General features: G+C 70.6%; 21 protein-coding genes. 13 read left to right on the plus strand and 8 right to left on the minus strand.

Translation table 11 applies throughout. The features are described from left to right. Positions 1-63: 63 nt before the first annotated feature. Both ACZ53K_RS00970 and ACZ53K_RS00975 read right to left on the minus strand, forming a co-directional pair. Entirely contained in the window at positions 64-3132 is a 3069-nt protein-coding gene (locus ACZ53K_RS00970) for an AAA domain-containing protein (protein ID WP_468830303.1), read from the minus strand. A gap of 363 nt (positions 3133-3495) precedes the next feature. Then, positions 3496-4233 carry a tyrosine-type recombinase/integrase gene (locus ACZ53K_RS00975; protein WP_468830834.1) on the minus strand — a complete coding sequence of 246 codons (738 nt, stop codon included), beginning with the start codon at positions 4231-4233 and terminating at the stop codon, positions 3496-3498. Here ACZ53K_RS00975 and ACZ53K_RS00980 point away from each other — a divergent pair. Together ACZ53K_RS00980 and ACZ53K_RS00985 are read left to right on the plus strand one after the other, a co-directional pair. Beyond that, the gene (locus tag ACZ53K_RS00980) at positions 4174-4425 is read left to right on the plus strand and encodes a type II toxin-antitoxin system Phd/YefM family antitoxin (protein ID WP_468830782.1); all 252 of its coding nucleotides are present in this window, start codon (positions 4174-4176) and stop codon (positions 4423-4425) included. The two genes, ACZ53K_RS00975 and ACZ53K_RS00980, sit on opposite strands and share 60 nt — an antisense overlap. Further along, positions 4418-4681, plus strand: a complete 264-nt coding sequence (locus tag ACZ53K_RS00985; RefSeq protein ID WP_468830305.1) for a type II toxin-antitoxin system RelE family toxin — start codon at positions 4418-4420, stop codon at positions 4679-4681. The genes ACZ53K_RS00980 and ACZ53K_RS00985 overlap by 8 nt, the downstream gene beginning before the upstream one ends. A gap of 124 nt (positions 4682-4805) precedes the next feature. Here the strand turns inward: ACZ53K_RS00985 and ychF are convergent, their stop codons facing one another. After that, on the minus strand, positions 4806-5894 hold the full coding sequence (ychF, locus tag ACZ53K_RS00990; protein ID WP_468830308.1) for a redox-regulated ATPase YchF: 1089 nt from the start codon (positions 5892-5894) through the stop codon (positions 4806-4808). A gap of 417 nt (positions 5895-6311) precedes the next feature. Here ychF and ACZ53K_RS00995 point away from each other — a divergent pair, with 417 nt between their 5' ends. Continuing rightward, on the plus strand, positions 6312-7163 hold the full coding sequence (locus ACZ53K_RS00995; RefSeq protein WP_468830309.1) for a DUF6542 domain-containing protein: 852 nt from the start codon (positions 6312-6314) through the stop codon (positions 7161-7163). Here ACZ53K_RS00995 and ppgK read toward each other — a convergent pair. Next, positions 7129-7995 (minus strand): polyphosphate--glucose phosphotransferase, encoded by an 867-nt coding sequence (ppgK, locus tag ACZ53K_RS01000; RefSeq protein WP_468830311.1) that lies wholly within the window; start codon positions 7993-7995, stop codon positions 7129-7131. The two genes, ACZ53K_RS00995 and ppgK, sit on opposite strands and share 35 nt — an antisense overlap. A gap of 167 nt (positions 7996-8162) precedes the next feature. After that, positions 8163-9206, minus strand: coding sequence for a 4-hydroxy-3-methylbut-2-enyl diphosphate reductase (locus ACZ53K_RS01005; protein WP_468830313.1), 1044 nt, complete (start codon positions 9204-9206; stop codon positions 8163-8165). 272 nt (positions 9207-9478) lie between these two features. On the opposite strand from ACZ53K_RS01005, the gene ACZ53K_RS01010 reads away from it, so the two are divergent. The 4 genes from ACZ53K_RS01010 (at position 9479) to ACZ53K_RS01025 (ending at position 13486) form a co-directional block, all read left to right on the plus strand. Beyond that, positions 9479-10951, plus strand: a complete 1473-nt coding sequence (locus ACZ53K_RS01010; protein ID WP_468830315.1) for an APC family permease — start codon at positions 9479-9481, stop codon at positions 10949-10951. Between the two features lie 90 nt (positions 10952-11041). After that, positions 11042-12277 (plus strand): exodeoxyribonuclease VII large subunit, encoded by a 1236-nt coding sequence (gene xseA, locus ACZ53K_RS01015; protein WP_468830317.1) that lies wholly within the window; start codon positions 11042-11044, stop codon positions 12275-12277. 10 nt (positions 12278-12287) lie between these two features. After that, the gene (locus tag ACZ53K_RS01020) at positions 12288-12578 is read left to right on the plus strand and encodes an exodeoxyribonuclease VII small subunit (protein WP_468830319.1); all 291 of its coding nucleotides are present in this window, start codon (positions 12288-12290) and stop codon (positions 12576-12578) included. 314 nt (positions 12579-12892) lie between these two features. Beyond that, entirely contained in the window at positions 12893-13486 is a 594-nt protein-coding gene (locus tag ACZ53K_RS01025) for a malonic semialdehyde reductase (RefSeq protein ID WP_468830321.1), read from the plus strand. Between the two features lie 186 nt (positions 13487-13672). Here the strand turns inward: ACZ53K_RS01025 and ACZ53K_RS01030 are convergent, their stop codons facing one another. Continuing rightward, a complete protein-coding gene (locus tag ACZ53K_RS01030) occupies positions 13673-14209 on the minus strand; it encodes a DUF4245 domain-containing protein (protein WP_468830785.1) in 537 nt (178 codons plus the stop codon). 210 nt (positions 14210-14419) lie between these two features. On the opposite strand from ACZ53K_RS01030, the gene glpX reads away from it, so the two are divergent. Beyond that, positions 14420-15451 (plus strand): class II fructose-bisphosphatase, encoded by a 1032-nt coding sequence (glpX, locus tag ACZ53K_RS01035; protein WP_468830323.1) that lies wholly within the window; start codon positions 14420-14422, stop codon positions 15449-15451. 90 nt (positions 15452-15541) lie between these two features. Here the strand turns inward: glpX and ACZ53K_RS01040 are convergent, their stop codons facing one another. Both ACZ53K_RS01040 and ACZ53K_RS01045 read right to left on the minus strand, forming a co-directional pair. Then, positions 15542-15901 carry a WhiB family transcriptional regulator gene (locus ACZ53K_RS01040; RefSeq protein WP_468830325.1) on the minus strand — a complete coding sequence of 120 codons (360 nt, stop codon included), beginning with the start codon at positions 15899-15901 and terminating at the stop codon, positions 15542-15544. 218 nt (positions 15902-16119) lie between these two features. Beyond that, on the minus strand, positions 16120-16905 hold the full coding sequence (locus tag ACZ53K_RS01045; protein WP_468830327.1) for a DUF1707 SHOCT-like domain-containing protein: 786 nt from the start codon (positions 16903-16905) through the stop codon (positions 16120-16122). Positions 16906-17075: 170 nt separating this feature from the next. Between ACZ53K_RS01045 and ACZ53K_RS01050 the strand changes: the two genes are divergently transcribed. The 5 genes from ACZ53K_RS01050 (at position 17076) to ACZ53K_RS01070 (ending at position 24281) form a co-directional block, all read left to right on the plus strand. After that, positions 17076-18770, plus strand: coding sequence for a fumarate hydratase (locus ACZ53K_RS01050; protein WP_468830329.1), 1695 nt, complete (start codon positions 17076-17078; stop codon positions 18768-18770). A gap of 142 nt (positions 18771-18912) precedes the next feature. Further along, positions 18913-20325, plus strand: coding sequence for a class II fumarate hydratase (locus tag ACZ53K_RS01055; protein WP_468830331.1), 1413 nt, complete (start codon positions 18913-18915; stop codon positions 20323-20325). A gap of 56 nt (positions 20326-20381) precedes the next feature. Continuing rightward, positions 20382-21101 (plus strand): cytidylyl-2-hydroxypropylphosphonate hydrolase, encoded by a 720-nt coding sequence (fomD, locus tag ACZ53K_RS01060; protein WP_468830333.1) that lies wholly within the window; start codon positions 20382-20384, stop codon positions 21099-21101. 235 nt (positions 21102-21336) lie between these two features. Then, positions 21337-22020, plus strand: a complete 684-nt coding sequence (locus ACZ53K_RS01065; RefSeq protein ID WP_468830335.1) for a class I SAM-dependent DNA methyltransferase — start codon at positions 21337-21339, stop codon at positions 22018-22020. Positions 22021-22067: 47 nt separating this feature from the next. After that, a complete protein-coding gene (locus ACZ53K_RS01070; RefSeq protein WP_468830337.1) occupies positions 22068-24281 on the plus strand; it encodes a SpoIIE family protein phosphatase in 2214 nt (737 codons plus the stop codon). Positions 24282-24420: the final 139 nt, after the last annotated feature.

Below are 24420 nucleotides of genomic sequence, written 5' to 3' on the forward strand. Positions count from 1 at the left end.
CGAGTTCATTCCTCGACCGGCAACTCAGGGAGCGGGCCGGTGCAGTACCGGCCCCACTGCCCGTCATGGCAACCAGCGCCGGGCCTGCTCCCGTGTGACCCGGCCTGCGTCGACCCACCAGAGACCATTGGGCTTGTCCCACCGAGCACCCAGCTGTCGCTTCGCCTCGTCCTTCTCCGAGAAGGACACCGCCAGGTAGAGACGCCCGTCGACGACATCGCCCGGCTTGATGCCGTCAGTCGCCCGCGCAGCTGCGTCCGCCGTCGTTCGCCGTGAAGCACCGACAGGTGCCGCATCAGCGTTGCGGCTCTCCGTCGCTGCTCGGGGGTTCCATGCCGCTCTGTCCTTGCGGGCACGCTCGACGACCCGGCTGACCCGTTCGCAGGAGGCGGGATCGGTGAACCGCATCATCAGATCGGTGGGGCCGGTGTTGGCGAGGAGATTGAGAGATCCGTGCCAAAGAACCACGCGGTCGAGGATGAGGACCTTTTCGTGCATGCGTTCCCGAAAGTCGACTTCGCACCCGGCACCACGGAGCTCGTCGATTCGCTGCTGATGGCGGTCGGCCGCAGCCGCGTCCCGTTGCTCCTCGGCGGCGCGCGTGTAGATCACCACCCGCACTCCCTCGCTGACGCGCTGCCCGAGCAGAGCCGACCACTTGCGAACCGGCCTCGGGTCGAGGAAAGGGCAATAGAGCTCAATGCTGCTCGCCGCGCGAGCGATGTCCCACTCCACCGCTTTGTACACCTCGTCCGCCGGGAAGAAGGCCGGCCGTTCCAGTTCCTCAACGCTGAGCGACGAGAGCTGGGCGGCATCACGGATGGGCACCAGCTGATCGGCCGACATCACCTGGGCATGATTCTCCAGGTGATCCAGCATGACGCGGGCTTCACTGTGGGGTGGCAGATGCTTCCGCAGGTGCTCAAGATCGGCGACGACGATCAGATGGTCCTGGGCCCGGCTGAGAGCGACGTTCAGCAGACGGCACGTGGAGGAGGAGAGTCCTGCACCCTGGTAGAAGAAACCGGGGTCCTTGCCCGCGCCGACAGCCGTGTCGAAGACGACGATCGGACGCTGGCTTCCCTGGAACCGGTGGATCGTATCGACCAGCCCCTCATACTCCTCGCCGAACCGGTACTTCAGGCTTCCCTTCAGCGCTTTGACCTGAGCCCGATAAGGCGCAATGACTGCGAGCCTGTCCGATGCACGCTCTTCCCGTGGAACCTCCGCGGCCGACCACTTGCGGCCCGGAAGGATCTGCTCGAACTGGAGGCCGCGGATAAGCTCATGAATCACAGCCTCGTTCACCGTGTTCGCCTTTTTGTCCGGGCCGACGATGCGCTGCTTTGAGGTGTCGATGAGCAGGACCGTGGCATCGACCAGAGGGTTGGCCGGAATGCGGCTCCGGTTGTCCCGGCCGGTGTGCAGCGGGGCGTCCGGGTAGGCGACAGCGTTCACCACCGCGCAGATCGACTCGCGCATACGGTACTGAGTGTCCAGGGAGACAAGCCGAGGATCCTGACGAACCGCGCCCGATGCGGTCACGAGACCCGCAGCGTGGAAGGCGTCTCTGGACGCCCAATGCCGGGAGTGGGCACGCTCCTCCTCGGTAGCCTTCCGGTCCCCCTCCCCCTTGGTCACAGCAGGAAGCTGCCGGAAGTCTCCAGCGACCACCACTCTCTTACCTGCCAGCCCTGCTGCCAGCCAGGCCGATGGCAGATCGACCATGCCCGCCTCATCGATCACCACTACGTCGACGCGGTCGAGCAGTTTCCGCGACTGTACGGCCTTGGCGACCGTGGCCCCCATGATCCGACACCTGCCTCGAACCGTGTCCTGGATCTTCCTGCGCTGCTGGTCGAGCTCTTCAAAGCGCTTCTGCTCGGCCGCTGTCTGTCGCGCGAGAATCGGCCGCGCAGGGACGCCGGCCAGCCTTTGCCTGGTGGCTGCCAGGCGGCCGCTGAGTTCATCGACCTCGTGAGCCGCCTGGCGCTCACTTCTCCTGGCGTCCGCGCTTTGCTGACGCGCAAGCTGCAGCGCCACGTCCGTCCCGTTCAGCTCTGCGTGTAGGACAGCCAACTGGCTCTCTTTACGCTTGGCGAAAAGGCCGATCGGGGAGCCCAGTTGACTGATCTTGAGACGCAACTCCGCAGCCTGCGCTTCAACGCGGAGGGTTTCCTGATCATGCGCCTCACCGCTCTGCTTGGCAGAGGTGCGGTTCCTGCGGGACGCCGCGAGCCGCTTCTCAAGAGAAGCCATGTCGTCGTGGAGGGCTATGAGGGCATGCATGTTCTTCAAGCTCTGACTCGTCTGGCTAAGAGCCTCATCCAGCTGGGCAGAGACGCGGGTCATGATCTGCGCCGTGTCGACGAAGGCTCCGTATCGCTCCCGCAGAGAGGCGACTTCAATGTCACCAGCGCGCTGGACCAGTCCATCGGCGAATCCGTCTTGTGCGGCCAAGAGGTCACAGATGCGCTCAAGGGCTTGGTCAACGGCCACCTTCGTCGGCGCGAGGAACAGAACGTTGAGCCCCTGACGGAAATTACCTTCGACAACATGCCCGACGACATCCGTCTTGCCCGTTCCCGGCGGTCCCCACAGGAAGAGAACCTGGCTCGCCAGGGCCTGTTCGATGGCCAGCCTTTGGCGTGAATTGAGCCTCAGCGACTTCCAGTTCGATATCCAGCGTCCGGGATTGGGGTCACGTGCAATCTGTGGAGTTCCCCGGCCAACGATCCAGTCGGCACTGTCCACACGGATGACACCACCGGTTTCACCAGCCGATTCGAGCCGCGCCGCGAGCGTGACGAGCCCCGCCGCATCATCTTTACGAACCTGGGCATTACGCACCGAAGGTCCGTAGTCCTCCGTCGTGACCAGGCGTACGGTCCCGTCCGGCATGCGCGATGCCTCCGCGGCCGCCCAAAGGCCGCGGGCCTGCGACTCCCTCATGAGCACGGGGACACCGTCCAGCGCCTCGTTCCACTTCTTACAGGTGAAGAGATACTCGAATCGTCCACCTGCGGAGGAGACGCGCCGCCCGCCGGAGAGCGGCACCTTGTGAGCATCGCCCCCGTCCCCGCGACGCTCCGCCAGAATCTCCGAGCGCACCGCGGTGAGCAGCTCGGCCACTGGGTAGGGCGCCCCGTTTTGTGCCATTTCGTTACTCCTCCCCCATCTTCCTCACACCGCCCCACGACCGGTGCCCGGAAGACTCTATGGGCGAACTTCCAGGAAGCGGGCCTCTTACGTCATCCTCATTGGCGGGATCCGGACCATTAACACTCCCGGCACACCGGTTGGTCCAGGGCTTCACACCCGGGGCAGCGTCGGCAACCCAGCGCGGGCACGCCGGAGGAGCCGAATCCACTAGGGAAACTTGCCCCGTGGTAGAGCAAGGATGAGCGGTGGGTACGTCAACGACGTCAGCTACCTCAGGACCAGCGTTCTCTCCCAGCACCGGCAGAGCAGGCACCTCTTGCACGCTTACACAGCTCAGCGCCGCAGGCCACGGGACGTGTACTTCGCTCCGCCCTCCAGATCGACCAGGCGGGCCGACACGCATGCCTTCCTGAACTGGTAGCCGTACGTGGCAATTGTCGGCATCATGCCTGCGCCGGGCTGACGCGGTGCGCAGAAGGCCTCAAGCCGAATCCGCTTACGCTTCTGCCCGGCGAAGGCCACGGGAACTGGTTTCAACTCGACCAGGCGAGCGTCGATCTCCTGCTCGACGAACAGATCGGTTGAGATGCCTCGGCAACCCTTCTCCAGCGGGTGCTTGAGCGGCACACAGGGGGCCTGGCAGGCCTCATGGTGGGACTTGGCGCTGACCTGCCATCGGATTCTGACGAAGCCAGACCGTCTGCGCGCGGCGGAGAAGGCCGGGGCTTCGCTGGGGCGCTGTCCTGTGCCGGACTGGAGGTAGACGGTGAGGCGTAACTGTGGCGCGATGTGCTGAGCGATCGGATCCACCTCGGCTGAATTCGGAACTGTGTCCTCGTTCACGGCCAGCGCATCCCGATGGGACAACCTGATCCGTGCAGGATTCTCCGGGATGCGCTTGTCGACAACAGCCGACTCCAGCGTGGCCGCCAGCGTCACCAAGCAGTCGTTGACCGTGGAAGCAGTCAGCCCCACGCCGCTTCCGTAGATGTCCTCGACGAACTTCTCACCATAGAGTCCATCCGCGATGTCCGGGCGCACCTGGCCGAGGTCGTGGAACGAGCCGGCCATGACGACGTACCCACGGTGATCACGCGCCGAGGCAAAGAGGTGGCTGCCGTGGTGTCCATCGACGTGCTCGCGAAATACCAGGAGTGGGAAGAGCGCGAGATCAACCGGATCGTCGACGAACGTATGGCCGGTTCGGCGCCCGACATCCCGATCGAGGACATCATGAGGGAGACGCTGGCGCGCAGTGAGTGAGTACCGCACCGTCTTCCGGCCCGAGCCTCAGACGGAGCTCTGCAAGGTCCCACGAGGCATGGCCCTCCGCATTCTGGCCATGTTGACCGAGCTGGAGAGTGACCCTCTGGGGTTCAACACCACCGCCCTCGTCTCCCAACCCGACCGCCGCCGCCTACGTGTGGGCGACTACCGCGTGATCTACACGATCGACAACGGCGAGCTGGTGGTGTGGGTCGTGCACGTCGGGCATCGCTCCACGGTGTACGACACCTGAGTACGCCTGACATCGGAGCAGGATATCCAGCACAGGATGGACGAAGGGGCTGGCCTCTCGCGAGTCCACCCCCTCCTGACCTGCATGTCTGCCACGTCGAGCAACGTGGTGTTATTTCATCCGCTCACACGTTGAAGCGGAACTCCACCACGTCCCCATCCTGCATGACGTAATCCTTCCCCTCCATGCGCGCCTTGCCGGCCGCCCGTGCCTCCGCAACCGACCCCGTCTCGACCAGGTCATCGAACGAAATGACCTCGGCCTTGATGAAGCCCTTCTGGAAGTCCGTGTGGATGACGCCGGCCGCTTCGGGGGCCGTGGCGCCCTTCTTGATGGTCCAGGCGCGGGTTTCCTTGGGGCCGGCGGTGAGGTAGGTCTGCAGGCCGAGGGTGTTGAAGCCGACGTGGGCGAGGGTGGCGAGGCCGGGTTCTTCCTGGCCTACGGACTGGAGGAGTTCGAGGGCCTCTTCCTCGTCCAGTTCGGCGAGGTCGGCTTCCAGCTTGGCGTTGAGGAAGATGGCCTCGGCGGGGGCGACCAGGGCGCGCTGCTGGGCCTTGAAGTCGTCGTCGGTCAGCTCGTCCTCGTCGACGTTGAAGACGTAGAGGAAGGGCTTGGTGGTGAGGAGGTGGAGGTCGTGCAGGAGTTCCTCGTTGCCGGAGCCCTGGACGATGCCCTGCGAGAAGAGGGTGTCGCCCTTCTCCAGGATCGCCTTGGCCTCCTCGACCGCCTTGACCTTCGGGGCGACGTCCTTCTTGATGCGCGACTCCTTCTGGAGGCGCGGCAGGACCTTCTCGATGGTCTGCAGGTCGGCGAGGATCAGCTCGGTGTTGATGGTCTCGATGTCGTCCTTGGGCGAGACCTTGCCGTCGACGTGGACGACGTTCTCGTCCTTGAAGGCGCGGATGACCTGGCAGATCGCGTCGGACTCGCGGATGTTCGCCAGGAACTTGTTGCCCAGGCCCTCGCCCTCGGAGGCGCCGCGGACGATGCCCGCGATGTCCACGAAGTCGACGGTGGCCGGGAGGATCTTCTGGGAGTCGAAGATCTCGGCCAGCTTGGCGAGGCGGGTGTCGGGGACACCGACGACGCCGACGTTGGGCTCGATGGTGGCGAACGGGTAGTTGGCCGCCAGCACGTCGTTCTTGGTCAGGGCGTTGAACATGGTCGACTTGCCGACATTCGGCAGACCGACGATTCCGATCGTGAGCGACACGGTGGCGACTTCCCGGAGAGGATGCGAGTGGACGGGGGCGACGGTGCGTACGGCCCCGCTGCGGGGCCGGGGCGGCCGTAGGCGCCGTGCGGTCCGTGAGGACCGGTCGTCCAGTCTACGGGGCGCGGGCATGGGCCGGGCGGGGGTGGGTATGCGTACGCTGCGTTACGGCCGTGGGGTGATTTGTACGCCGAATGGTCCGGTCAGGTCAGTCAAAACGCGTGTCCTGTAACCGATTAATCCCACTTAGCGGCCTACCGTTGCCGAGTGGAGCAACACAGAGCGCGCAGCCCCCAGCACAGTCCGCCCCGGACCGGCCGTCCGGCAGCGGGCCAGGACGCACGGCTCCCCCGCCCCGCGGAGGCCGTGCCGCCGAACGCTCCGGAAGGCCGAGGGTCCCGGGATGCCCGTAATGCCGTGAACGCGGCGGGTACTCCGGGAGCCCCGCGTGCCCCGGGCGCCCCAGGTGCCCCGCGCGGTCCGGGAGCGGGCGGGATCGGCGAGGAGAGTTCGACCGTCTACCGGGTCCGCGCGCGCCGGAGCGGACCGCTGGCTCCGCTGGCCGCGGCGGCCGCGCGGCTGCCCTCGCCCCGGCTCACCGGACTGGGCTGCGGACTGCTCGGCGCCCTCGCCCTCTTCGTCTTCGCCTTCTTCGACCGGCTGCTGTTCGACAGCGCGCCGACGGCCTACGGGGTCTTCTTCGTCCTGGTGAGCGTGTGCGCCGGGCTGTGGGTACGGCCGTACGACCTGATCACCGCCCCGATCGCGCTGCCCATCGCGTACACCCTGGGAACCCTGCCGATCAGCCACAACACGGGTGGCCTCGGCGGACTGCTGATGGGCGTCTTCACGGTGCTGGCAACGCAGGCGGGCTGGCTGTACGCGGGGACGCTGGCCTGCGCGCTGATCGTCCTCGTACGCAAGGCGGCGGCCCTTGCCCGGCGGCAGGCCGAGCGGCACGCGCGGAGACAGGCCGCGCGGCAGGCGACCGCGCAGGGTCAGGCCCAGGGGCAGGCGAACGACCGGGCGCCCGCCCGGGGGCAGGCCGCTGGGAAGATCGCGGGGAAGATCGCTGGTAAGGCATCGGCAGCGGGCGTCGTGCCGGCGTACGAGCAGCGCGGGCGCGGGCGGGCGGACCAAGGGCCGGGGCCGGGGCAGCGCCCGGGGCTGGCCCAGGGCGCGCGCCGTCCCGGCCGCACGCCCGGGCAGCCCGCCGGTCAGCGGGCGGGCCAGGTCAGGGATCGGCCGGCCAGCCGGCCTGCGACGTAGTGGCGTCGGCGGCTTCGGGCCCGGTGGCCACCGGGCCCGCCGACGCGCCCGCGCCGGCGGGGGCCGTCGCGCCGTCCCGGCACGCGGCCCGCGCGGCCATCGCGGCACCCACGATGCCCGCGTTGTTCTGCAACTGGGCGGGCACGATCTCCGCCCGGATGCCCTCGATCAGCGGCAGGAACTTCGCCGCCTTGCGGCTGACGCCGCCGCCGATCACGAACAGCCGGGGCGAGAAGAGCATCTCCACGTGGGCCAGGTACTTCTGTACCCGGTGCGCCCATTGCTCCCAGCTCAGCTCCTCGTCGTCCTTGACCTTGGTGGACGCCCGTTTCTCGGCGTCGTGACCGTGCAGCTCCAGGTGGCCCAGCTCGGTGTTGGGCACCAGTTTGCCGTCGGTGAAGACGGCGCTGCCGATGCCGGTGCCGAAGGTGAGCACGATGACCGTGCCCATACGGCCCTTGCCCGCGCCGAAGTGCATCTCGGCCAGCCCCGCCGCGTCCGCGTCATTGAGGACCGTGACCGGGCTGCCGCTGGTCCCGTCGCCGAGGCGGCCCGCCAGCAGTGCGGCCGCGTTACGGTCGATCCAGCCCTTGTCGACATTGGCCGCCGTACGGGTGACGCCGTCCGTCACCACGCCGGGGAACGTCGCGCCGACCGGCCCCGACCAGCCGAAATGATCCACGACCTGCTGGACGCAGTCCGCGACCGCATCCGGGGTCGCCGGATGCGGGGTCAGTACCTTGTACCGCTCGTCCGCCAGGTCACCGCGCTCCAGGTCCACCGGAGCGCCCTTGATGCCCGACCCGCCGATGTCCACACCAAAGACCTTCATGCCTAGAGGCTAGGCGGGGACGGGACGGTTCACCCCTTGGCATGCGAGTTCGGTGGAGGGGGATCGTGGAGGGTTGATGGTGGAGGGCGGAGGGTTGATGGTGGATGTGGCGGGCGGGCCGTGTCGGGTCCGTGGCGCGGCCGGCGCTCAGCCTTCGGTGGCGGTCTTCAGCGCTCCGCGGCGGTCTTCGCCTCGGAGCGCAGGTCGCGGCGGAGTTCCTTGGGCAGCGAGAAGGTGATCGACTCCTCGGCCGCCTTGACCGTCTCCACGTCTTCGTAGCCGCGCTGGGCGAGCCAGTCCAGTACGCCGTGGACCAGCACCTCGGGGACGGACGCGCCGGAGGTGAGGCCGACGGTGGTCACGCCCTCCAGCCAGCTCTCGTCGATCTCCTCCGCGCCGTCCACCAGGTGGGCGGCGCCGGCGCCGGCGCCCAGGGCGACCTCGACGAGGCGGACCGAGTTCGAGGAGTTCTTCGAGCCGACGACGATGACGAGGTCGGCCTCGGCGCCCATCTGCTTGACGGCGATCTGGCGGTTCTGCGTGGCGTAGCAGATGTCGTCGCTGGGCGGGGAGAGGAGGTTCGGGTAGCGGCCCTTGATGGCGTCGACCGTCTCCATGGTCTCGTCGACCGAGAGGGTGGTCTGGGAGAGCCAGACGACCTTGTCCGGGTCGCGGACCTCGATGTTCTGCACGTCCTCGGGGCCGTCGACGAGGGTGATGTGGTCGGGGGCCTCGCCGCTGGTGCCGATGACCTCTTCGTGGCCCTCATGGCCGATCAGGAGGATGTCGAAGTCCTCCTTGGCGTAGCGGACGGCTTCCTTGTGGACCTTGGTGACCAGCGGGCAGGTGGCGTCGATGGTGGCCAGCTTGCCCTGCTTGGCCTCGTCGTGGACGACCGGGGCGACACCGTGCGCGGAGAAGATGACGATGTTGCCCTCGGGCACCTCCGCCGTCTCCTCGACGAAGATCGCGCCCTTCTTCTCCAGGGTCTTGACGACGTACTTGTTGTGGACGATCTCGTGGCGCACATAGACGGGCGCGCCGTACTGTTCCAAGGCTTTCTCGACGGCGATCACGGCACGGTCCACGCCCGCGCAATAGCCGCGGGGCGCGGCGAGCAGGACCCGGCGGCGGTCCTCGCGCGGTGCGGCGGCTCCGTCCGGAGCGGTGGCGGGCGACGGGCTGGGCGTAGCAGCAGTCATACGATCCATCGTACGGGGCCGAATTCGGGGTGCGTGATGCCGCCGGGATGTGGCGGGGTGCGCGGCGCGGTGGGGGCGCGCGGGTGCCATGTGCACGCGGGCGTGGGCGCGGGCGCCCCTTCGGCTTACGTCGCGCTCGCCCTGGCCCCTCCCGGCCCCCTCGCGCGTCGCCCTGTCATCCGTCCTGGCGCGTCACCCCCGTCCGGGACGCGGCCTTGCCCGAAGCTGGGAGACAGCCGACGATCATCGTCGGCCGTACGTCCCCTGCTGGAGTGACCGTCATGAGCGCACCGTCCGGGCCGAACCCGCCGTCCCCGCCGTCCGCCGGCACCGCCCCGTCCGCCGGCGCGTCCGCCGAGTCCGGTGGCGGCGGGCTCCGGCGCACGCTGTCCTTCCGCGACCTGGTCGTCTACGGGCTGCTGTTCATCGCCCCGATGGCGCCCGTCGGGATCTTCGGCACGCTCCAGGCCAAGTCGCACGGCGCGATCACCCTCGTCTACGTGGTGGCGACGGTCGCGATGGCCTTCACCGCGTACTCGTACGCGCAGATGGTGCGGGTCGCCCCGCAGGCCGGATCGGTCTTCACCTACGCGCGGGCCGGGCTCGGCGACGGGGCGGGCTTCATCGCCGGATGGATGGCGATGCTCGACTATCTGCTGATCCCGGCGGTGGCGTACCTCTTCTCCGGCATCGCGATGCACGCGCTGGTGCCGTCCGTGCACCAGTGGGTGTGGACGGCGCTCGCGGTGGTCGTCACCACGCTGCTGAACCTCCTGGGGGTACGGACGGCGGCGGTGGCCGGCTTCGTGGTGCTGGCGATGGAGCTGGCGGTGCTGGTGGTGTTCGTGGTGGCGGCGGTGTGGGTGCTGGCCACGGATGGCGCGCAGCGCGGCTGGTCGGTGCCGCTGACCGGCGAGGGGGCGTTCTCCATGAGCGCGGTGCTGGCCGCGGTGTCGGTCGCGGTGCTGTCGTATCTGGGGTTCGACGCGATCGCGTCGTTCGCGGAGGAGGCAAAGGATGTGCCGCGCGACGCCCGCCCAGGAAAGGGCGGTGGCGGGCGACGGGCGGGCGGGGCCGTCGGAGTGGCGCGGGCCGTGCTGACCTGCCTGGTCGTGGCCGGTGTGCTGTTCGCCGTACAGACGTACCTGGCGGCGCTGCTGGCACCGATGACGGCGGCCGAGTTGGCGGAGCGGCCCGCCGAGCAGGGCGACGCCTTCTACACGACGGCGAACGCGGCGGCCGGCGAGTGGCTGCAGAAGCTGGTGGCGGCCAGCAAGGCGATCGGCGCGGCCTTCGCGGCGCTGGCGGGGCAGGCGGCGGCCGGGCGGCTGCTCTTTGCCATGGCGCGGGACCGGCGGCTGCCGGGTGCGATGTCGAAGGTGGACGCGGGCAGCGGGGTGCCGCGGCGGGCGCTGCTGGGCGCCGCGGTGGTGACGCTGGTCGCGGCGGTGTGGGCGGCCCGCCGCGACGACGGGCTGGACCACCTGTCCTCGATCGTCAACGTGGGCGCGCTGACCGCCTTCGGGCTGCTGCACGCCTCGGTGATCGGCTGGTTCTGGGTACGCAAGCGGGCCGAGCGGCCGAACCTGCTGAAGCACGTGCTGGTGCCGGTGCTGGGTCTGGGGGTGGTGGTCGCGGTCGTCGTGGAGGCGTCCGGGACCGCGCAGATCGTGGGTGCGGTGTGGCTGGTGGTGGGGCTGGTGGTGCTCGCGGTGCAGTACGGGCGGAGGAGGGGCGGGACGGTGGGCGGCTGACCCGACCGCCGTCGCGCCGCGCCGATCCGAGCCGGTCCGAGCCGCTTCGAGCCGCCCTGCGTTGTCAGTGCCGGGCTATACGCTCGTGGCATGAGTGTGAGGACGTCTGCGGAGGCGCCGATTCCCGTCGGCGAGGTGTCGCGGCTCATCGGGGGGTGGATCGACCGGCTGGGGGCCGTCTGGGTCGAGGGGCAGATCACCCAGCTGTCCCGGCGCCCGGGTGCCGGTGTCGTCTTCCTGACGCTGCGGGACCCGTCGTACGACATCTCGGTGAGCGTGACGTGCTACCGCCAGGTCTTCGACAAGGTCGCGGACGTGGTGAGCGAGGGCGCGCGCGTCGTCGTGCACGCCAAACCCGAGTGGTACGCCCCGCGCGGCCAGCTCTCGCTGCGCGCCGCCGAGATCAAGCCGGTCGGCGTCGGTGAGCTGCTGGCGCGGCTGGAGCAGCTGAAGAAGTCCCTGGCCGCCGAGGGCCTGTTCCGGGCAGAGCGCAAGCGGGGGCTGCCGTTCCTGCCGCAGCTGATCGGCCTGGTGTGCGGCCGGGCCAGCGCCGCCGAACGGGACGTCCTGGAGAACGCCCGGCTGCGCTGGCCGGCGGTCCGCTTCGAGGTGCGCAACGTACCGGTGCAGGGCGTGCACGCGGTGCCGCAGGTGATCGAGGCGGTCAAGGAGCTGGACGCGCTGCCCGAGGTCGACGTGATCATCGTGGCGCGGGGCGGCGGCAGCGTCGAGGATCTGCTGCCGTTCTCGGACGAGCAGCTGGTACGGGCGGTGGGCGCGACCCGTACGCCCGTCGTGTCCGCGATCGGGCACGAACCGGACTCGCCGCTGCTGGACCTGGTCGCCGACCTGCGCGCCTCGACCCCGACGGACGCGGCGAAGAAGGTCGTACCGGACGTCGGCGAGGAGTCCGCGCGCATCCAGCAGCTGCGGGAGCGGGCACTGCGCGCGGTCGGCGGCTACCTGGACCGCGAGGAGCGGGGGCTGGCGTCGGCGCTGAGCCGACCCTCGATGGAGCGGCCCCACCGGATGGTCGAGGAGCGCGAGGACCAGGTCACGGCCCTGCTGGAGCGCGGCCGTCGCACGCTGGGGCATCTGCTCGACCGGGCGGACTCCGAACTGTCGCACACCTTGGCGCGCGTGGTCGCCCTCTCCCCCAAGGCGACCCTGGAGCGCGGGTACGCGGTGCTCCAGCGGCCGGACGGCTCGGCTGTGCGCTCGCCCGGCGAGGTCGCGCCGGACGACGAACTGCGGGCCCGGGTCGCCGAGGGCGAGTTCCGGGTACGGGTGTCCGGCGCACCGTCCGATGTCACACCCCCGGATTAGGGTGGGAGCCATGGCGAAGGCGAAGACGGACGACACGGTGGCGGACGGCGCGGCGGACGCGGCGCGGCCGGAGGGTTCCGCGCTCGGGTACGAACAGGCCCGGGACGAACTGATCGAGGTCGTCCGCAGCCTGGAGGCCGGCGGGACCACGCTGGAGGAGTCCCTCGCGCTCTGGGAGCGCGGCGAGGAGCTGGCAAAGGTCTGCCGCCGCTGGCTGGACGGGGCGCGGGCGCGGCTCGACGCGGCACTGGCGGGGGAAGAGGACGAAGACGAGGAAGCGGCCGAGGACGCGACCAGGTAGAGGCCGATACGGGGCCCGGCGGAGTCCGGGGGCCGGGGGCCGGGGGCCGCTCAAAAGGCGCGGCGACGCCGCCGATGCGGCCACGCGGGCTCAGGCGCGCGGCGGCCGCCCAAGGCCCACGATCCCGACCGCCCCGCGGCCGCCCCAAACCCGCCGTCCCGGACAGCTGCGGCCGACCCCGGCCTGCACCCCCAAACACCCAACCCACCCCCTTGTGAATCGGGTCACCATTCCCTCGCATTAGTTGAAACTTAATCTATCTTGGTTACAGTTGATGACGAACACGGAAAATCACCGACCCACGAGGTGCCCTCATGTCTCTCGCGCTCGACGCCGCCGCCCAGGACCTCCTCTTCCGCGAGGCCCAGACCGCCAACTCGTTCACGGACGAGCCGGTGACGGACGAGCAGGTACAGGCCATCTACGACCTGGTGAAGTTCGCCCCGACCGCCTTCAACCAGTCGCCGCTGCGTATCACCATGGTCCGCTCCGAGGACGCCCGCGAGCGTCTGGTGCGGCACGCGATGGGTGCCAACGGCCCGAAGACGCTGAGCGCGCCGCTGACCGTGATCCTCTCCACGGACCTGGACTTCCACGAGAAGCTGCCGACGCTGTTCCCGCACGCCCCGGGCATCAAGGACACGTTCTTCTCCGAGGCCGCCGTCCGTGAGGTCGCGGGCGTCCAGAACGCGACGCTGCAGGCCGGTTACTTCATCGTCGGCATCCGCGCGGCCGGCCTGGCCGCCGGCCCGATGACCGGCTTCGACTTCGGTGCCGTCGACAAGGAGTTCTTCGGCGACGGCAAGCAGAAGTCCTTCATGGTCATCAACATCGGCAAGCCGGGCGCCGACGCCTTCTTCCCGCGGTCGCCGCGGCTGGGCTTCGACGAGGCCGTCACCACCGTCTGACACGGCCGGGGGTCCGGGGGTTGCCCCCGGAAAGACACAGCCCGCGGTCGCCGCGGCTGGGCTTCGACGAAGCCGTCACCACCGTCTGAGCCGGCGCCGACGGCTCACCCCGTACGACGAGGCCGCCGCACCCGACCCGGGTGCGGCGGCCTCGTCGTATGTGAGCCCGTCGTATGCGGCCCGCCGTCAGCCCTTCTTCGTCTCCAGGGACGCCGCCAGCTCCGCGAGGCGCCCGTACGGCGCGGTGCCGGTGAGGACGGTGGTGACGCCGTCCTCCTCGCGCACCAGCGCCCGGTACTTCTCGCCCTTGTAGCGGTCCCACTTGACGCCGCCGACGGCCTGCTTGCCCGCGGCCTTCTCCGCGCCCAGCGTGACGTCCTGGACGAACTTCTTCGCGGGGGCGTCGCTCTGCTCCAGCGCCGCGTACTCCTGCTCGGGGTCGAGGAAGCCCAGGTGCCAGGCGCCGCCCTTGCCGTCCTTGCTGGCCTTGTACGTGACGGAGGTCGCGCGCCAGCCTTCGGGCAGGCCCTTGGGCGCGGCGACCGGGTACGGCGCGGCGCGCCGGGCGGTCGCGAGCTCCACGCGGTAGTCGACCGTCTTGACCGCGTTCACCTCGGCGGTCCTGCTGTCGTTGTGCGGGATGAAGAGATAGATGCCTGCGACGAGGGCGCCGATCACCGCCATCGACAGGACCATGTCCCGAACCGTCTGCTTGCCTCGCATACCTGCCACGTCTCCATGTTCCCCCATGCCCGGCTCCGTGAAGACACGCCCCCTGTCATCGGGCGGTCGGTGCCCGCGGGGCGGGGACACGCCCGCATGGCTCCTTGTCGCCGCTCATGCGTAGGGCCCGCTGCTCATTTTGGCGACGTACCGATAAAGTCATAGCCACCCTCACCATTCCGGCCGTCGCCGTACAGAAAGGTGCGCTCGATGACCGAGCATCATCTGCCGTCCCAACTCGAGGTCAGCCCCGAGGCTCCCGACCGCAACCTCGCACTGGAGCTCGTCCGGGTGACCGAGGCCGGAGCCATGGCCTCGGGCCGCTGGGTCGGGCGCGGCGACAAGAACGGCGCCGACGGCGCCGCCGTCAAGGCCATGCGCGCCTTGATCCACACCGTCTCGATGAACGGCGTCGTGGTCATCGGGGAGGGCGAGAAGGACAACGCCCCGATGCTCTACAACGGGGAGCGGGTCGGTGACGGCACCGGCGCCGAGTGCGACGTGGCCGTGGACCCGGTCGACGGTACGACGCTGACCGCCAAGGGCATGGCCAACGCCGTCTCCGTGATGGCCGTGGCCGAGCGCGGCGCCATGTTCGACCCGTCCGCGGTCTTCTACATGGACAAGCTGGCGACCGGCCCCGAGGCCGCCGACTTCGTGGACATCACCGCGCCGGTCGGCGTGAACATCCGCCGGATCGCCAAGGCCAAGAAGTCCGCCGTCGAGGACGTCACCGTCGTCATCCTGGACCGGCCGCGCCACGAGGGCCTGGTCAAGGAGGTACGGGAGGCCGGCGCCCGGATCAAGTTCATCTCCGACGGCGACGTGGCCGGCGCCATCATGGCGGCCCGCGAGGGCACCGGCGTCGACCTGCTGCTGGGCATCGGCGGTACGCCGGAGGGCATCATCGCCGCGTGCGCCCTCAAGTGCCTGGGCGGCACCCTGCAGGCCAGGCTGTGGCCGAAGGACGACGAGGAGCGGCAGCGCGCGATCGACGCCGGGCACGATCTGGACAAGGTGCTGCAGACCGACGACCTGGTCCGCGGTGACAACGTCTTCTTCGTCGCCACCGGCATCACCGACGGCGACCTGCTGCGCGGGGTGCGCTACCGCGCCGAGACCGCGACCACCTCGTCGCTGGTGATGCGCTCCAAGTCAGGCACGATCCGCCGGGTCGACTCCGAGCACCGGCTCTCCAAGCTGCGCGCGTACAGCTCGGTCGACTTCGAGCGCCCCAACTAGGGCGCGGCGCGCCCAAACGCTCGGGCCGGGACTCCGCCGTCTTCTTCGGCGGGGCCCCGGCCCGTCACGCGTGCCGGTCGCATGGGCCGCTCAACCGGCGGCCTGCATACGGGCCGAGCGCTGCAGCTCGGGCTCCCGGCGCCGGCGGCGGGCCAGTACGACCCGGCGTTCGGCGGCGGTCAGCCCGCCCCACACTCCGTAGGGCTCCGGCTGCACGAGGGCGTGTTCCCGGCACTCGATCATCACCGGGCAGCGGGCACAGACCCGCTTGGCGGCTTCCTCCCTCGCCAGACGTGCGGCGGTCGGTTCCTTGGACGGTGCGAAGAACAGGCCCGCCTCGTCACGGCGGCACACCGCCTCCGCGTGCCAGGGACCGGCCTCTTCGCGAGAGGGAACCCGCTGGGGCGGAACAACTGCGGTGTCCTGCAGAGGCTGATGCGGTAGCAGCACGGTCTACTCCTGACGACGGCTTCGGCGAAGAGTCACCCTTGCCCGTCTCGCTGCGCACGACTTTTCGCACCCCGCAGCCGTACGAGAGACGATGCACCCAGCCCTACCCGCTGTACGCGTGCTTATGCACACGGTTGCGAACGGTCCCCGAGCAGTGCGGACGCGCGGTGGAAACACCGGCTCCGGGGGCGGGGTGCCGCCGTCGGCCCGTCGGCCCGTCAGTCGCGGTGGCCGCCGTGCAGCCGCCCGTGCCGCTCGCGCCGCTCGTCCCGGCGGTCTTCGTACCGCTCGCGCCGCTCGTCGTGCCGCTGCTCCCGCCACGCGCGCCGGGCGCCGCGCAGGTCGTCGCGCAGGTCGCGAAGCCACTTGCCGCGCTTGGCCTTCGCCTCGACGCTGCCGAGCACCGCGTAGCCGTTGACGACGACGACCGGCGCGCCGTCTTCCACCGACTCGTTGCTCTCGACCTCGAAGGCGCCGAGCACGCCGGAACCGCTGCTGCGCAGGGTCACGTTCTCCGGCACCCGGATCTCCACGCTGCCGAAGATCGCGGTGACGTTGATCTGGACGTGCTGCTGCTGGAAGATCCCTTCGGTCAGGTCGATCTCGACGCTGCCGAAGATCGCGACGGCGTTGATCCGGCCGGGCACCCGCCAGCGGCCCTTGCGGGTCGAGGCGCTGAAGATCGCGACCATGGTCTGGTCCGGCAGCGCGCCGCCCGGCTCCGCCGCGTACCCGGCGGCCGCGGGCCGGGGTCCGGGGGTGCCGGCCTCCGCGGGCAGGTCGCGTACCAGCGGCTCCAGTTCGCCCATCGTCTTGGCGCGGTAGACCAGGTCGATGCGCTCGGAGTGCTCCTCGGCGTCCAGTCGCCCCACCGCCAGCGCCTCGCGCAGGATCTCCGCGATCCGGTCCCGGTCGGCGTCGGAGGCCCTCAGCTCGGCCTCGGCCACGGGCTTGGTCAGGTTCACCGGCTGCTGGGCTCGCTTGGCGAGCGACGATTCGTCCACGGGAGGCAGCCTACCGAAACGCGATAGATCGCGACTAGAGGACGCACGCCCCCGAAGGCGTTCCAGGTGAGCCTTACCTCACAGCGGCGACCGCGGGCGGGGGTTCTACGCTGGTCAGGCGCTGCCGCAGATGTCAGCCGAAAACCACCGCCCAGTGAGGAATGGCCCCCATGCCCCCCGTCTCCCGCCCAACCGGCCCGGCATTCGCCTATACCGACCTGCTCCCCGTAGGCGAGGACAACACCCCCTACCGCCTGGTCACTTCCGAGGGTGTGAGCACCTTCGAGGCCGACGGGCGCACGTTCCTCAAGGTCGAGCCGGAGGCGCTGCGCAAGCTGGCCGCCGAGGCGATGCACGACATCTCGCACTATCTGCGACCGGCCCACCTCGCCCAGCTGCGCCGCATCCTGGACGACCCCGAGGCGTCCGCGAACGACCGCTTCGTGGCGCTGGACCTGCTGAAGAACGCGAACATCGCGGCGGCGGGCGTGCTGCCGATGTGCCAGGACACGGGTACGGCGATCGTGATGGGCAAGCGCGGGCAGAACGTGCTGACCGAGGGCCGGGACGAGGAGGCCCTGTCCCGCGGCATCTATGACGCGTACACGCAGCTGAACCTGCGGTACTCGCAGATGGCCCCGCTGACCATGTGGGACGAGAAGAACACCGGCTCCAACCTGCCGGCCCAGATCGAGCTGTACGCCACCGACGGGGACGCGTACAAGTTCCTGTTCATGGCCAAGGGCGGCGGCAGCGCCAACAAGTCCTTCCTCTTCCAGGAGACGAAGGCCGTGCTCAACGAGGCGAGCATGATGAAGTTCCTGGAGCAGAAGATCCGCTCGCTGGGCACGGCCGCCTGCCCGCCGTACCATCTGGCGATCGTCGTCGGCGGCACCAGCGCCGAGTACGCGATGAAGACCGCGAAGTACGCCTCCGCGCACTACCTGGACGAGCTGCCCGCCGAGGGCTCCCCCACCGGCCACGGCTTCCGGGACAAGGAGCTGGAGGAGAAGGTCTTCGAGCTGACGCAGAAGATCGGCATCGGCGCCCAGTTCGGCGGCAAGTACTTCTGCCACGACGTACGCGTGGTCCGCCTGCCCCGGCACGGCGCGTCCTGCCCGGTCGCCATCGCCGTGTCCTGCTCCGCCGACCGCCAGGCAGTCGCGAAGATCACCGCCGAGGGCGTCTTCCTGGAGCAGCTGGAGAAGGACCCGGCGCGCTTCCTGCCGGAGACGACCGAGGCGGAGCTGACCGAGGGCGCGGGCCCGGACCTCGACGCGGTGCAGATCGACCTGAACCGCCCGATGGACGAGATGCTCGCCGAGCTGTCGAAGCACCCGGTCAAGACCCGGCTGTCGCTCACCGGCACGCTGGTCGTCGCCCGCGACATCGCGCACGCGAAGATCAAGGAGCGGCTGGACGCGGGCGAGGAGATGCCCGCGTACCTGAAGAACCACCCGGTGTACTACGCGGGCCCGGCGAAGACCCCCGAGGGGTACGCGTCCGGCTCCTTCGGCCCGACCACGGCCGGCCGGATGGACGCGTACGTCGAGCAGTTCCAGGCGGCCGGCGGCTCGAAGGTCATGCTGGCCAAGGGCAACCGCTCCCAGCAGGTCACCGACGCGTGCGCCGCGCACGGCGGCTTCTACCTGGGCTCGATCGGCGGCCCGGCGGCGCGCCTGGCGCAGGACTGCATCAAGAAGGTCGAGGTCCTCGAATACGAGGAGCTGGGCATGGAGGCGGTCTGGCGGATCGAGGTCGAGGACTTCCCGGCGTTCATCGTCGTGGACGACAAGGGCAACGACTTCTTCCAGGACCCGGCGCCCGCTCCGACGTTCACCAGCATTCCGGTGCGGACCGCCTGACGGCCGTACTGCTCTTGCGGGGCGTACGGCGACGTACGGCCGCACGCCCGCGCCCGGGTGTACGCCCCGCGCGTACCGCCTGACGGACGAAACGTGCCGGTGCCCGGGAACAGAATCACGGTTCCCGGGCACTGACACAGGTATGAGCGACAACGGCCTGAGCGGCGACAACGGCGAGTACCGGACCGAGCACGACTCGATGGGCGAGGTGAAGGTCCCGGCCCGCGCGAAGTGGCGGGCGCAGACGCAGCGCGCGGTGGAGAACTTCCCGGTCTCCGGGCAGCGGCTGGAGCGGGCGCACATCGAGGCGCTGGCCCGTATCAAGGCCGCGGCGGCCAAGGCCAACGCCGGGCTGGGCGTGCTGGACGAGGACGTGGCGGCGGCGATCCAGGAGGCCGCGGCGGAGGTCGCGGACGGCAAGTGGGACGGCCACTTCCCCGTCGACGTGTTCCAGACCGGTTCCGGCACGTCGTCCAACATGAACACCAACGAGGTGCTCGCGACCCTCGCCACCGAGCGGCTGGGCCGCGCCGTGCACCCCAACGACCACGTCAATGCCTCCCAGTCGTCCAACGACGTCTTCCCCTCCTCGATCCACATCGCGGCGACCGCGGCCGTCACCCACGACCTGATCCCGGCACTGGAGCACCTGGCGGCCGCGCTGGAGCGCAAGGAGACCGAGTTCGCCGAGGTGGTGAAGGCGGGGCGGACGCATCTGATGGACGCCACGCCCGTCACCCTCGGCCAGGAGTTCGGCGGCTTCGCGGCGCAGGTCCGCTACGGCGTGGAGCGGCTGCGCTCGGCGCTGCCGCGGCTGGCCGAACTGCCACTGGGCGGTACGGCGGTGGGCACCGGCATCAACACCCCGCCCGGCTTCCCCGCAGCGGTGATCGCGGAGGTGGCGCGGACGACGGGGCTGCCGCTGACCGAGGCGCGCAACCACTTCGAGGCGCAGGGCGCGCGGGACGCGGTCGTGGAGACCAGCGGGCAGCTGCGCACCATCGGCGTCGGCCTGACGAAGATCGCCAACGATCTGCGGTGGATGGCCTCGGGGCCGCGCACCGGCCTCGCCGAGATCAGCCTGCCCGACCTCCAGCCCGGTTCGTCCATCATGCCGGGCAAGGTCAACCCGGTGATCCCGGAGGCGGTGCTGATGGTGGCCGCGCAGGTCACGGGCAACGATGCGACGGTGGCCGCGGCGGGTGCGGCGGGCAACTTCGAGCTGAACGTGATGCTGCCGGTCATCGCGAAGAACGTGCTGGAGTCGGTACGGCTGCTGGCCAACGTCTCCCGGCTGCTCGCGGACCGCACGGTCGACGGCATCACCGCCAACGTCGAACGGGCCCGCGAGTACGCCGAGTCGTCGCCCTCGGTCGTCACGCCGCTGAACAAGTACATCGGGTACGAGGAGGCCGCCAAGGTCGCCAAGAAGTCCCTCTCCGAGCGCAAGACGATCCGCGAGGTGGTCATCGAGTCCGGGTACGTCGACCAGGGGCTGCTGACGGAACAGCAGTTGGACGAGGCGCTCGACGTGCTGAGCATGACACATCCGTAACAGTCCGTGCGGCTTCCGTCACAGCCAGGGCACGGGCGCCCCTCTAAGATCTGCTCATGACAGCGGACATGGTGGAGACGAGGAAGGGCGCCGCCGGGGCGAAGGGCACGCGGGCCGCCGCGGACGGACCGGGCCGCTGGGCGCCCGGGGACCAGATCCTGTGGCGGTACCGCGACAACGCCGGCGACGGTATCCACATCTGCCGTCCGATGACCGTCGTACAGGACACCGACGAGCTGCTCGCGGTGTGGATGGCCCCCGGCACGCCCTGCGTCAAGCCGGTGCTGGCCGACGGGACGCCCGTCCACCGCGAGCCGCTCGCCAGCCGCTACACCAAGCCGCGCCGCACCACCCGCGACCAGTGGTTCGGCACCGGTGTGCTGAAGCTGGCCCGGCCGCTCGACCCCTGGTCGGTGTGGCTGTTCTGGGAGCCCGGCTGGCACTTCAAGAACTGGTACGTGAACCTGGAGGAGCCGCGTCGCCGTTGGGCGGGCGGCATCGACTCCCAGGATCACTTCCTGGACATCTGCGTGTATCCGGACCGGCATTGGGAGTGGCGGGACGAGGACGAGTTCGCGCAGGCGCAGCGGGACGGGCTGATGCCGTCCGCGCTGGCCGCGGACGTGCGGGCGGCGGGTCGCGCGGCGGTCGAGCACATCGCCGCGTGGGGGGTGCCGTTCGGGTCCGGCTGGGAGGACTGGCGGCCCGACCCGGCGTGGGAGGTGCCGGGGCTGCCGGAGGACTGGGACCGGGACGCGCCCGGCGCGCGGGAGTGAACGGGACGCCCGCCGGACGGTCCGGTCGCACGGGGCGGCTCCCGGCACACCGGTGAGCGGGGACGGGCGCGGTGTGGCGTGCGAGTGAGCCCCCTTGATGCGCCCCTGGGGATCAACCGTAGGATCGTCCTCCACAAGACTGCACAGGCGTAACTCAAGACTGCACGGAACTGCACGGACGTGGCTCCCGAGCCGGAGCACGGAACTTGACCGCGGTCGCAGGAGAGGCGAGGTCGTGAGCGCTGAAGGCTACGACGGATACGAAGGCCTGAACGGGTTAGTCCTGGACCGGGCGGGGCAGGCGGAGGCGTTCGACGCGATCGGCGACCGGTACGACGAGGCCTTCCCGCACAAGGACGGTCAGCTCGCGGCCGGCGCACGGCTCGCGGCCGCGCTGCCGCCCGGGTCGCGGGTGCTGGACGTCGGCTGCGGCACGGGCCTGCCGACGGCCCGTCAGCTCGCTGACGCGGGACACACGGTCGTCGGTGTGGACCTCTCCCCCTCGATGGTCTCGCTGGCCCGGGAGAACGTTCCGGCAGGCCGCTTCCACCAGCTGGACATCGCCGACCTGCGCGACGGCCGGCTCGGCGGCCCCGGCACCTTTGACGGGGTCGCCGCCTTCTTCTCGCTGCTCATGCTGCCCCGCGCGGAGATCCCGTACACCCTGCGGATGCTGCACACCCTGCTGCGGCCCGGCGGACTGGTGGCCCTGTCCATGGTCGAGGCCGATCTGGACGACTGCCCGATTCCGTTCCTGGGCAGCACGATCCGGGTATCGGGTTACCTGCGGGACGACTTGCGCCAGGTCGTGCACGACGCGGGCTTCGAAGTCACCGGGGAGGACTCGTATGCGTATGCCCCGGCCAGTACGGACACCCCACCCGAGTTCCAGCTCTTCCTGCACCTGCGACGCGCTTGAGACGCGGCGCGCCTCGCGCGCAGCCCCGGACGGATGGAATCCCACGCGTGACGGAGCACCCGACCTCCCACGAACCGCTGCAGGCCGCCCCGCCTGCCGCGTCCTCGGCGACCCCGCACGGGGGCCTGCCCGAGCCGGCGCCGTTCGCCGCGGCCGCCGATCCCCGCGATGTCCCGGGGCAGTCCGCGCCGCCCGGCTCCGGCCCGGCGGCCCGCAGACCGGCCGAGGTGGCTGACATGACGCCGGCGGCGCCGCGCGGTGACGATTCTGCGTACGCCGCGGACAGCGGGCCCGGCGGCGCCACCGGTGGCGTCGGCCGGCCGCGGGACGGCGGCCGTACCGGCGACGGCACCGGCCGGCCACGCCCCGAGGAGACGCCCGGCATCCCGCCGCCCGCCGCGCCGCACGGCGTCCCGGTGGAGACCGGCGCACGCGGCGGGGCGGCGCGGGCGCCCGAGCAGACCGGCGGCCCGGACGCGCCGCCCGCCCGCTCCGCGCACCCCGCGCAGTCCGCCGAGAGCGCCGAGCTGCTGGCGGCGCGTCAGGCGGGCGGCGACCGGCTGCGGTTCATCGGCGCGGCCACCCGGCGGATCGCCCGCGGCATAGATCTCGACGAGATCGTGCTGGGGCTGTGCCGGGCGACGGTGCCGACGTTCGCCGACGCGATCCTGGTCTATCTGCGCGACCCGCTGCCGGTGGGCGACGAGCGGCCGACCGGCCCGGTGGTGCTGCGGCTGCGCCGTACCGACCGGATTCCCGAGGAGCCGGACACCAACGGCGGGCGGCTGCCGATGCTGCCCGCGCAGCCGGACCTGAGCCCGGCGATGGGCGGCAGCGCGGCGGAGCTGTCCGAGGTGCTGCCGGGCGGGCCGCTGGCGGAGGTGCTGCGGGGCGTACGGCCGCTGTTCGGCGAGGTGCAGGCGGCGCGCGCCGCGCTGCCCGAGCTGCTCGGCCCGCTCACCCACCTGCCGGCCGGGCACCGGGTGATCCTGGCGCCGCTGCGCGGCCGCCGCCGGGTGATCGGCGCGGCGGTGTTCCTGCGCCGCCCGGACCGTCCGGCCTTCGAGGCGGACGACCTGCTGGTGGCGGCGCAGCTGGCGACGCACACGGCGCTGGGCGTCGACAAGGCGGTGCTGTACGGGCGCGAGGCGTACATCGCCGACGCGCTGCAGCGCACGATGCTGCCGGACTCGCTGCCGCAGCCCACCGGCGTACGGCTGGCCAGCCGCTATCTGCCGGCCGCGGAGACGGCGCGGGTCGGCGGCGACTGGTACGACGCGATCCCGCTGCCCGGCAGCCGGGTGGCGCTGGTCGTCGGCGACGTGATGGGCCACTCCATGACCTCGGCGGCGATCATGGGCCAGCTGCGCACCACCGCGCAGACCCTGGCCGGGCTGGACCTGCCGCCGCAGGAGGTGCTGCACCACCTCGACGAGCAGGCGCAGCGGCTCGGTTCGGACCGGATGGCGACCTGCCTGTACGCGGTCTACGACCCGGTCGCGCACCGCATCATGGTGGCCAACGCCGGGCATCCGCCGCCCGTGATGCTGCACCGCGGCGGGCGTGCGGAGGTGCTGCGGGTGCCGCCGGGCGCGCCGATCGGCGTGGGCGGGGTGGACTTCGAGGCGGTCGAGCTGGACGCGCCCGCGGGTGCCACGCTCGTGCTGTACACGGACGGCCTGGTGGAGTCCCGTATCCGCGACGTGTGGACTGGCATCGAGCAGTTGCGGGAGCGGCTGACCGAGACGGCCCGGCTGACCGGGCCGAACCCGCCGCCGCTGGAGCCTTTGTGCGACGAGGTGCTGGACATGCTCGGTCCCGGCGACCGGGACGACGACATCGCGCTGCTCGCGGCCCGCTTCGACGGCATCGCGCCGAGCGACGTCGCGTACTGGTACCTGGACCCGAAGGCCCAGACGGCCGGGCAGGCCCGCCGGCTGGCCCGCCGGGCACTGTCCCGGTGGGGCCTGGAGGAGCTGACCGACCAGCTGGAGCTGCTGGTCAGCGAGGTGGTCACGAACGCGGTGCGGTATGCGGAGCGGCCGATCACACTGCGGCTGCTGCGGACGGACGTACTGCGCTGCGAGGTCGGCGACGACGTGCCGCAGCTGCCCCGGCTGCGCCAGGCCCGGCCGTCCGACGAGGGCGGGCGTGGTCTGTACCTGGTCAACCGGATGGCCCGGCGGTGGGGCGCGACGCGGCTGAGCACGGGCAAGGTGGTGTGGTTCGAGCTGTCGATGCCGTTCGGGGGCACGCCGTAGGCACGAATCCGCGGGCGTCGCCGTACGCGGCCGCCGGGGCGCCTGGGCGCGTACCGGCGGCCGGACTTCGTCTCGAACCGGACGGCGTCCAACGGTTGCCGACACCGCGTCGGCGGAGTTGACTTCTCGGGTGGACAGG

Source organism: Streptomyces sp. NPDC033221, from assembly GCF_055577005.1.

What these genes read in the sequence shown, in the direction of transcription:
- ACZ53K_RS00975 (WP_468830834.1), bottom strand. Translation starts at nt 4,233, where the DNA reads ATGGCCGGCTCGTTCCACGACCTCGGCCAGGTGCGCCCGGACATCGCG.
- ppgK (WP_468830311.1), bottom strand. Translation starts at nt 7,995, where the DNA reads ATGAAGGTCTTTGGTGTGGACATCGGCGGGTCGGGCATCAAGGGCGCT.
- ACZ53K_RS01005 (WP_468830313.1), bottom strand. Translation starts at nt 9,206, where the DNA reads ATGGATCGTATGACTGCTGCTACGCCCAGCCCGTCGCCCGCCACCGCT.
- ACZ53K_RS01010 (WP_468830315.1), top strand. Translation starts at nt 9,479, where the DNA reads ATGAGCGCACCGTCCGGGCCGAACCCGCCGTCCCCGCCGTCCGCCGGC.
- xseA (WP_468830317.1), top strand. Translation starts at nt 11,042, where the DNA reads ATGAGTGTGAGGACGTCTGCGGAGGCGCCGATTCCCGTCGGCGAGGTG.
- ACZ53K_RS01020 (WP_468830319.1), top strand. Translation starts at nt 12,288, where the DNA reads ATGGCGAAGGCGAAGACGGACGACACGGTGGCGGACGGCGCGGCGGAC.
- ACZ53K_RS01025 (WP_468830321.1), top strand. Translation starts at nt 12,893, where the DNA reads ATGTCTCTCGCGCTCGACGCCGCCGCCCAGGACCTCCTCTTCCGCGAG.
- ACZ53K_RS01030 (WP_468830785.1), bottom strand. Translation starts at nt 14,209, where the DNA reads ATGCGAGGCAAGCAGACGGTTCGGGACATGGTCCTGTCGATGGCGGTG.
- glpX (WP_468830323.1), top strand. Translation starts at nt 14,420, where the DNA reads ATGACCGAGCATCATCTGCCGTCCCAACTCGAGGTCAGCCCCGAGGCT.
- ACZ53K_RS01050 (WP_468830329.1), top strand. Translation starts at nt 17,076, where the DNA reads ATGCCCCCCGTCTCCCGCCCAACCGGCCCGGCATTCGCCTATACCGAC.
- ACZ53K_RS01055 (WP_468830331.1), top strand. Translation starts at nt 18,913, where the DNA reads ATGAGCGACAACGGCCTGAGCGGCGACAACGGCGAGTACCGGACCGAG.
- fomD (WP_468830333.1), top strand. Translation starts at nt 20,382, where the DNA reads ATGACAGCGGACATGGTGGAGACGAGGAAGGGCGCCGCCGGGGCGAAG.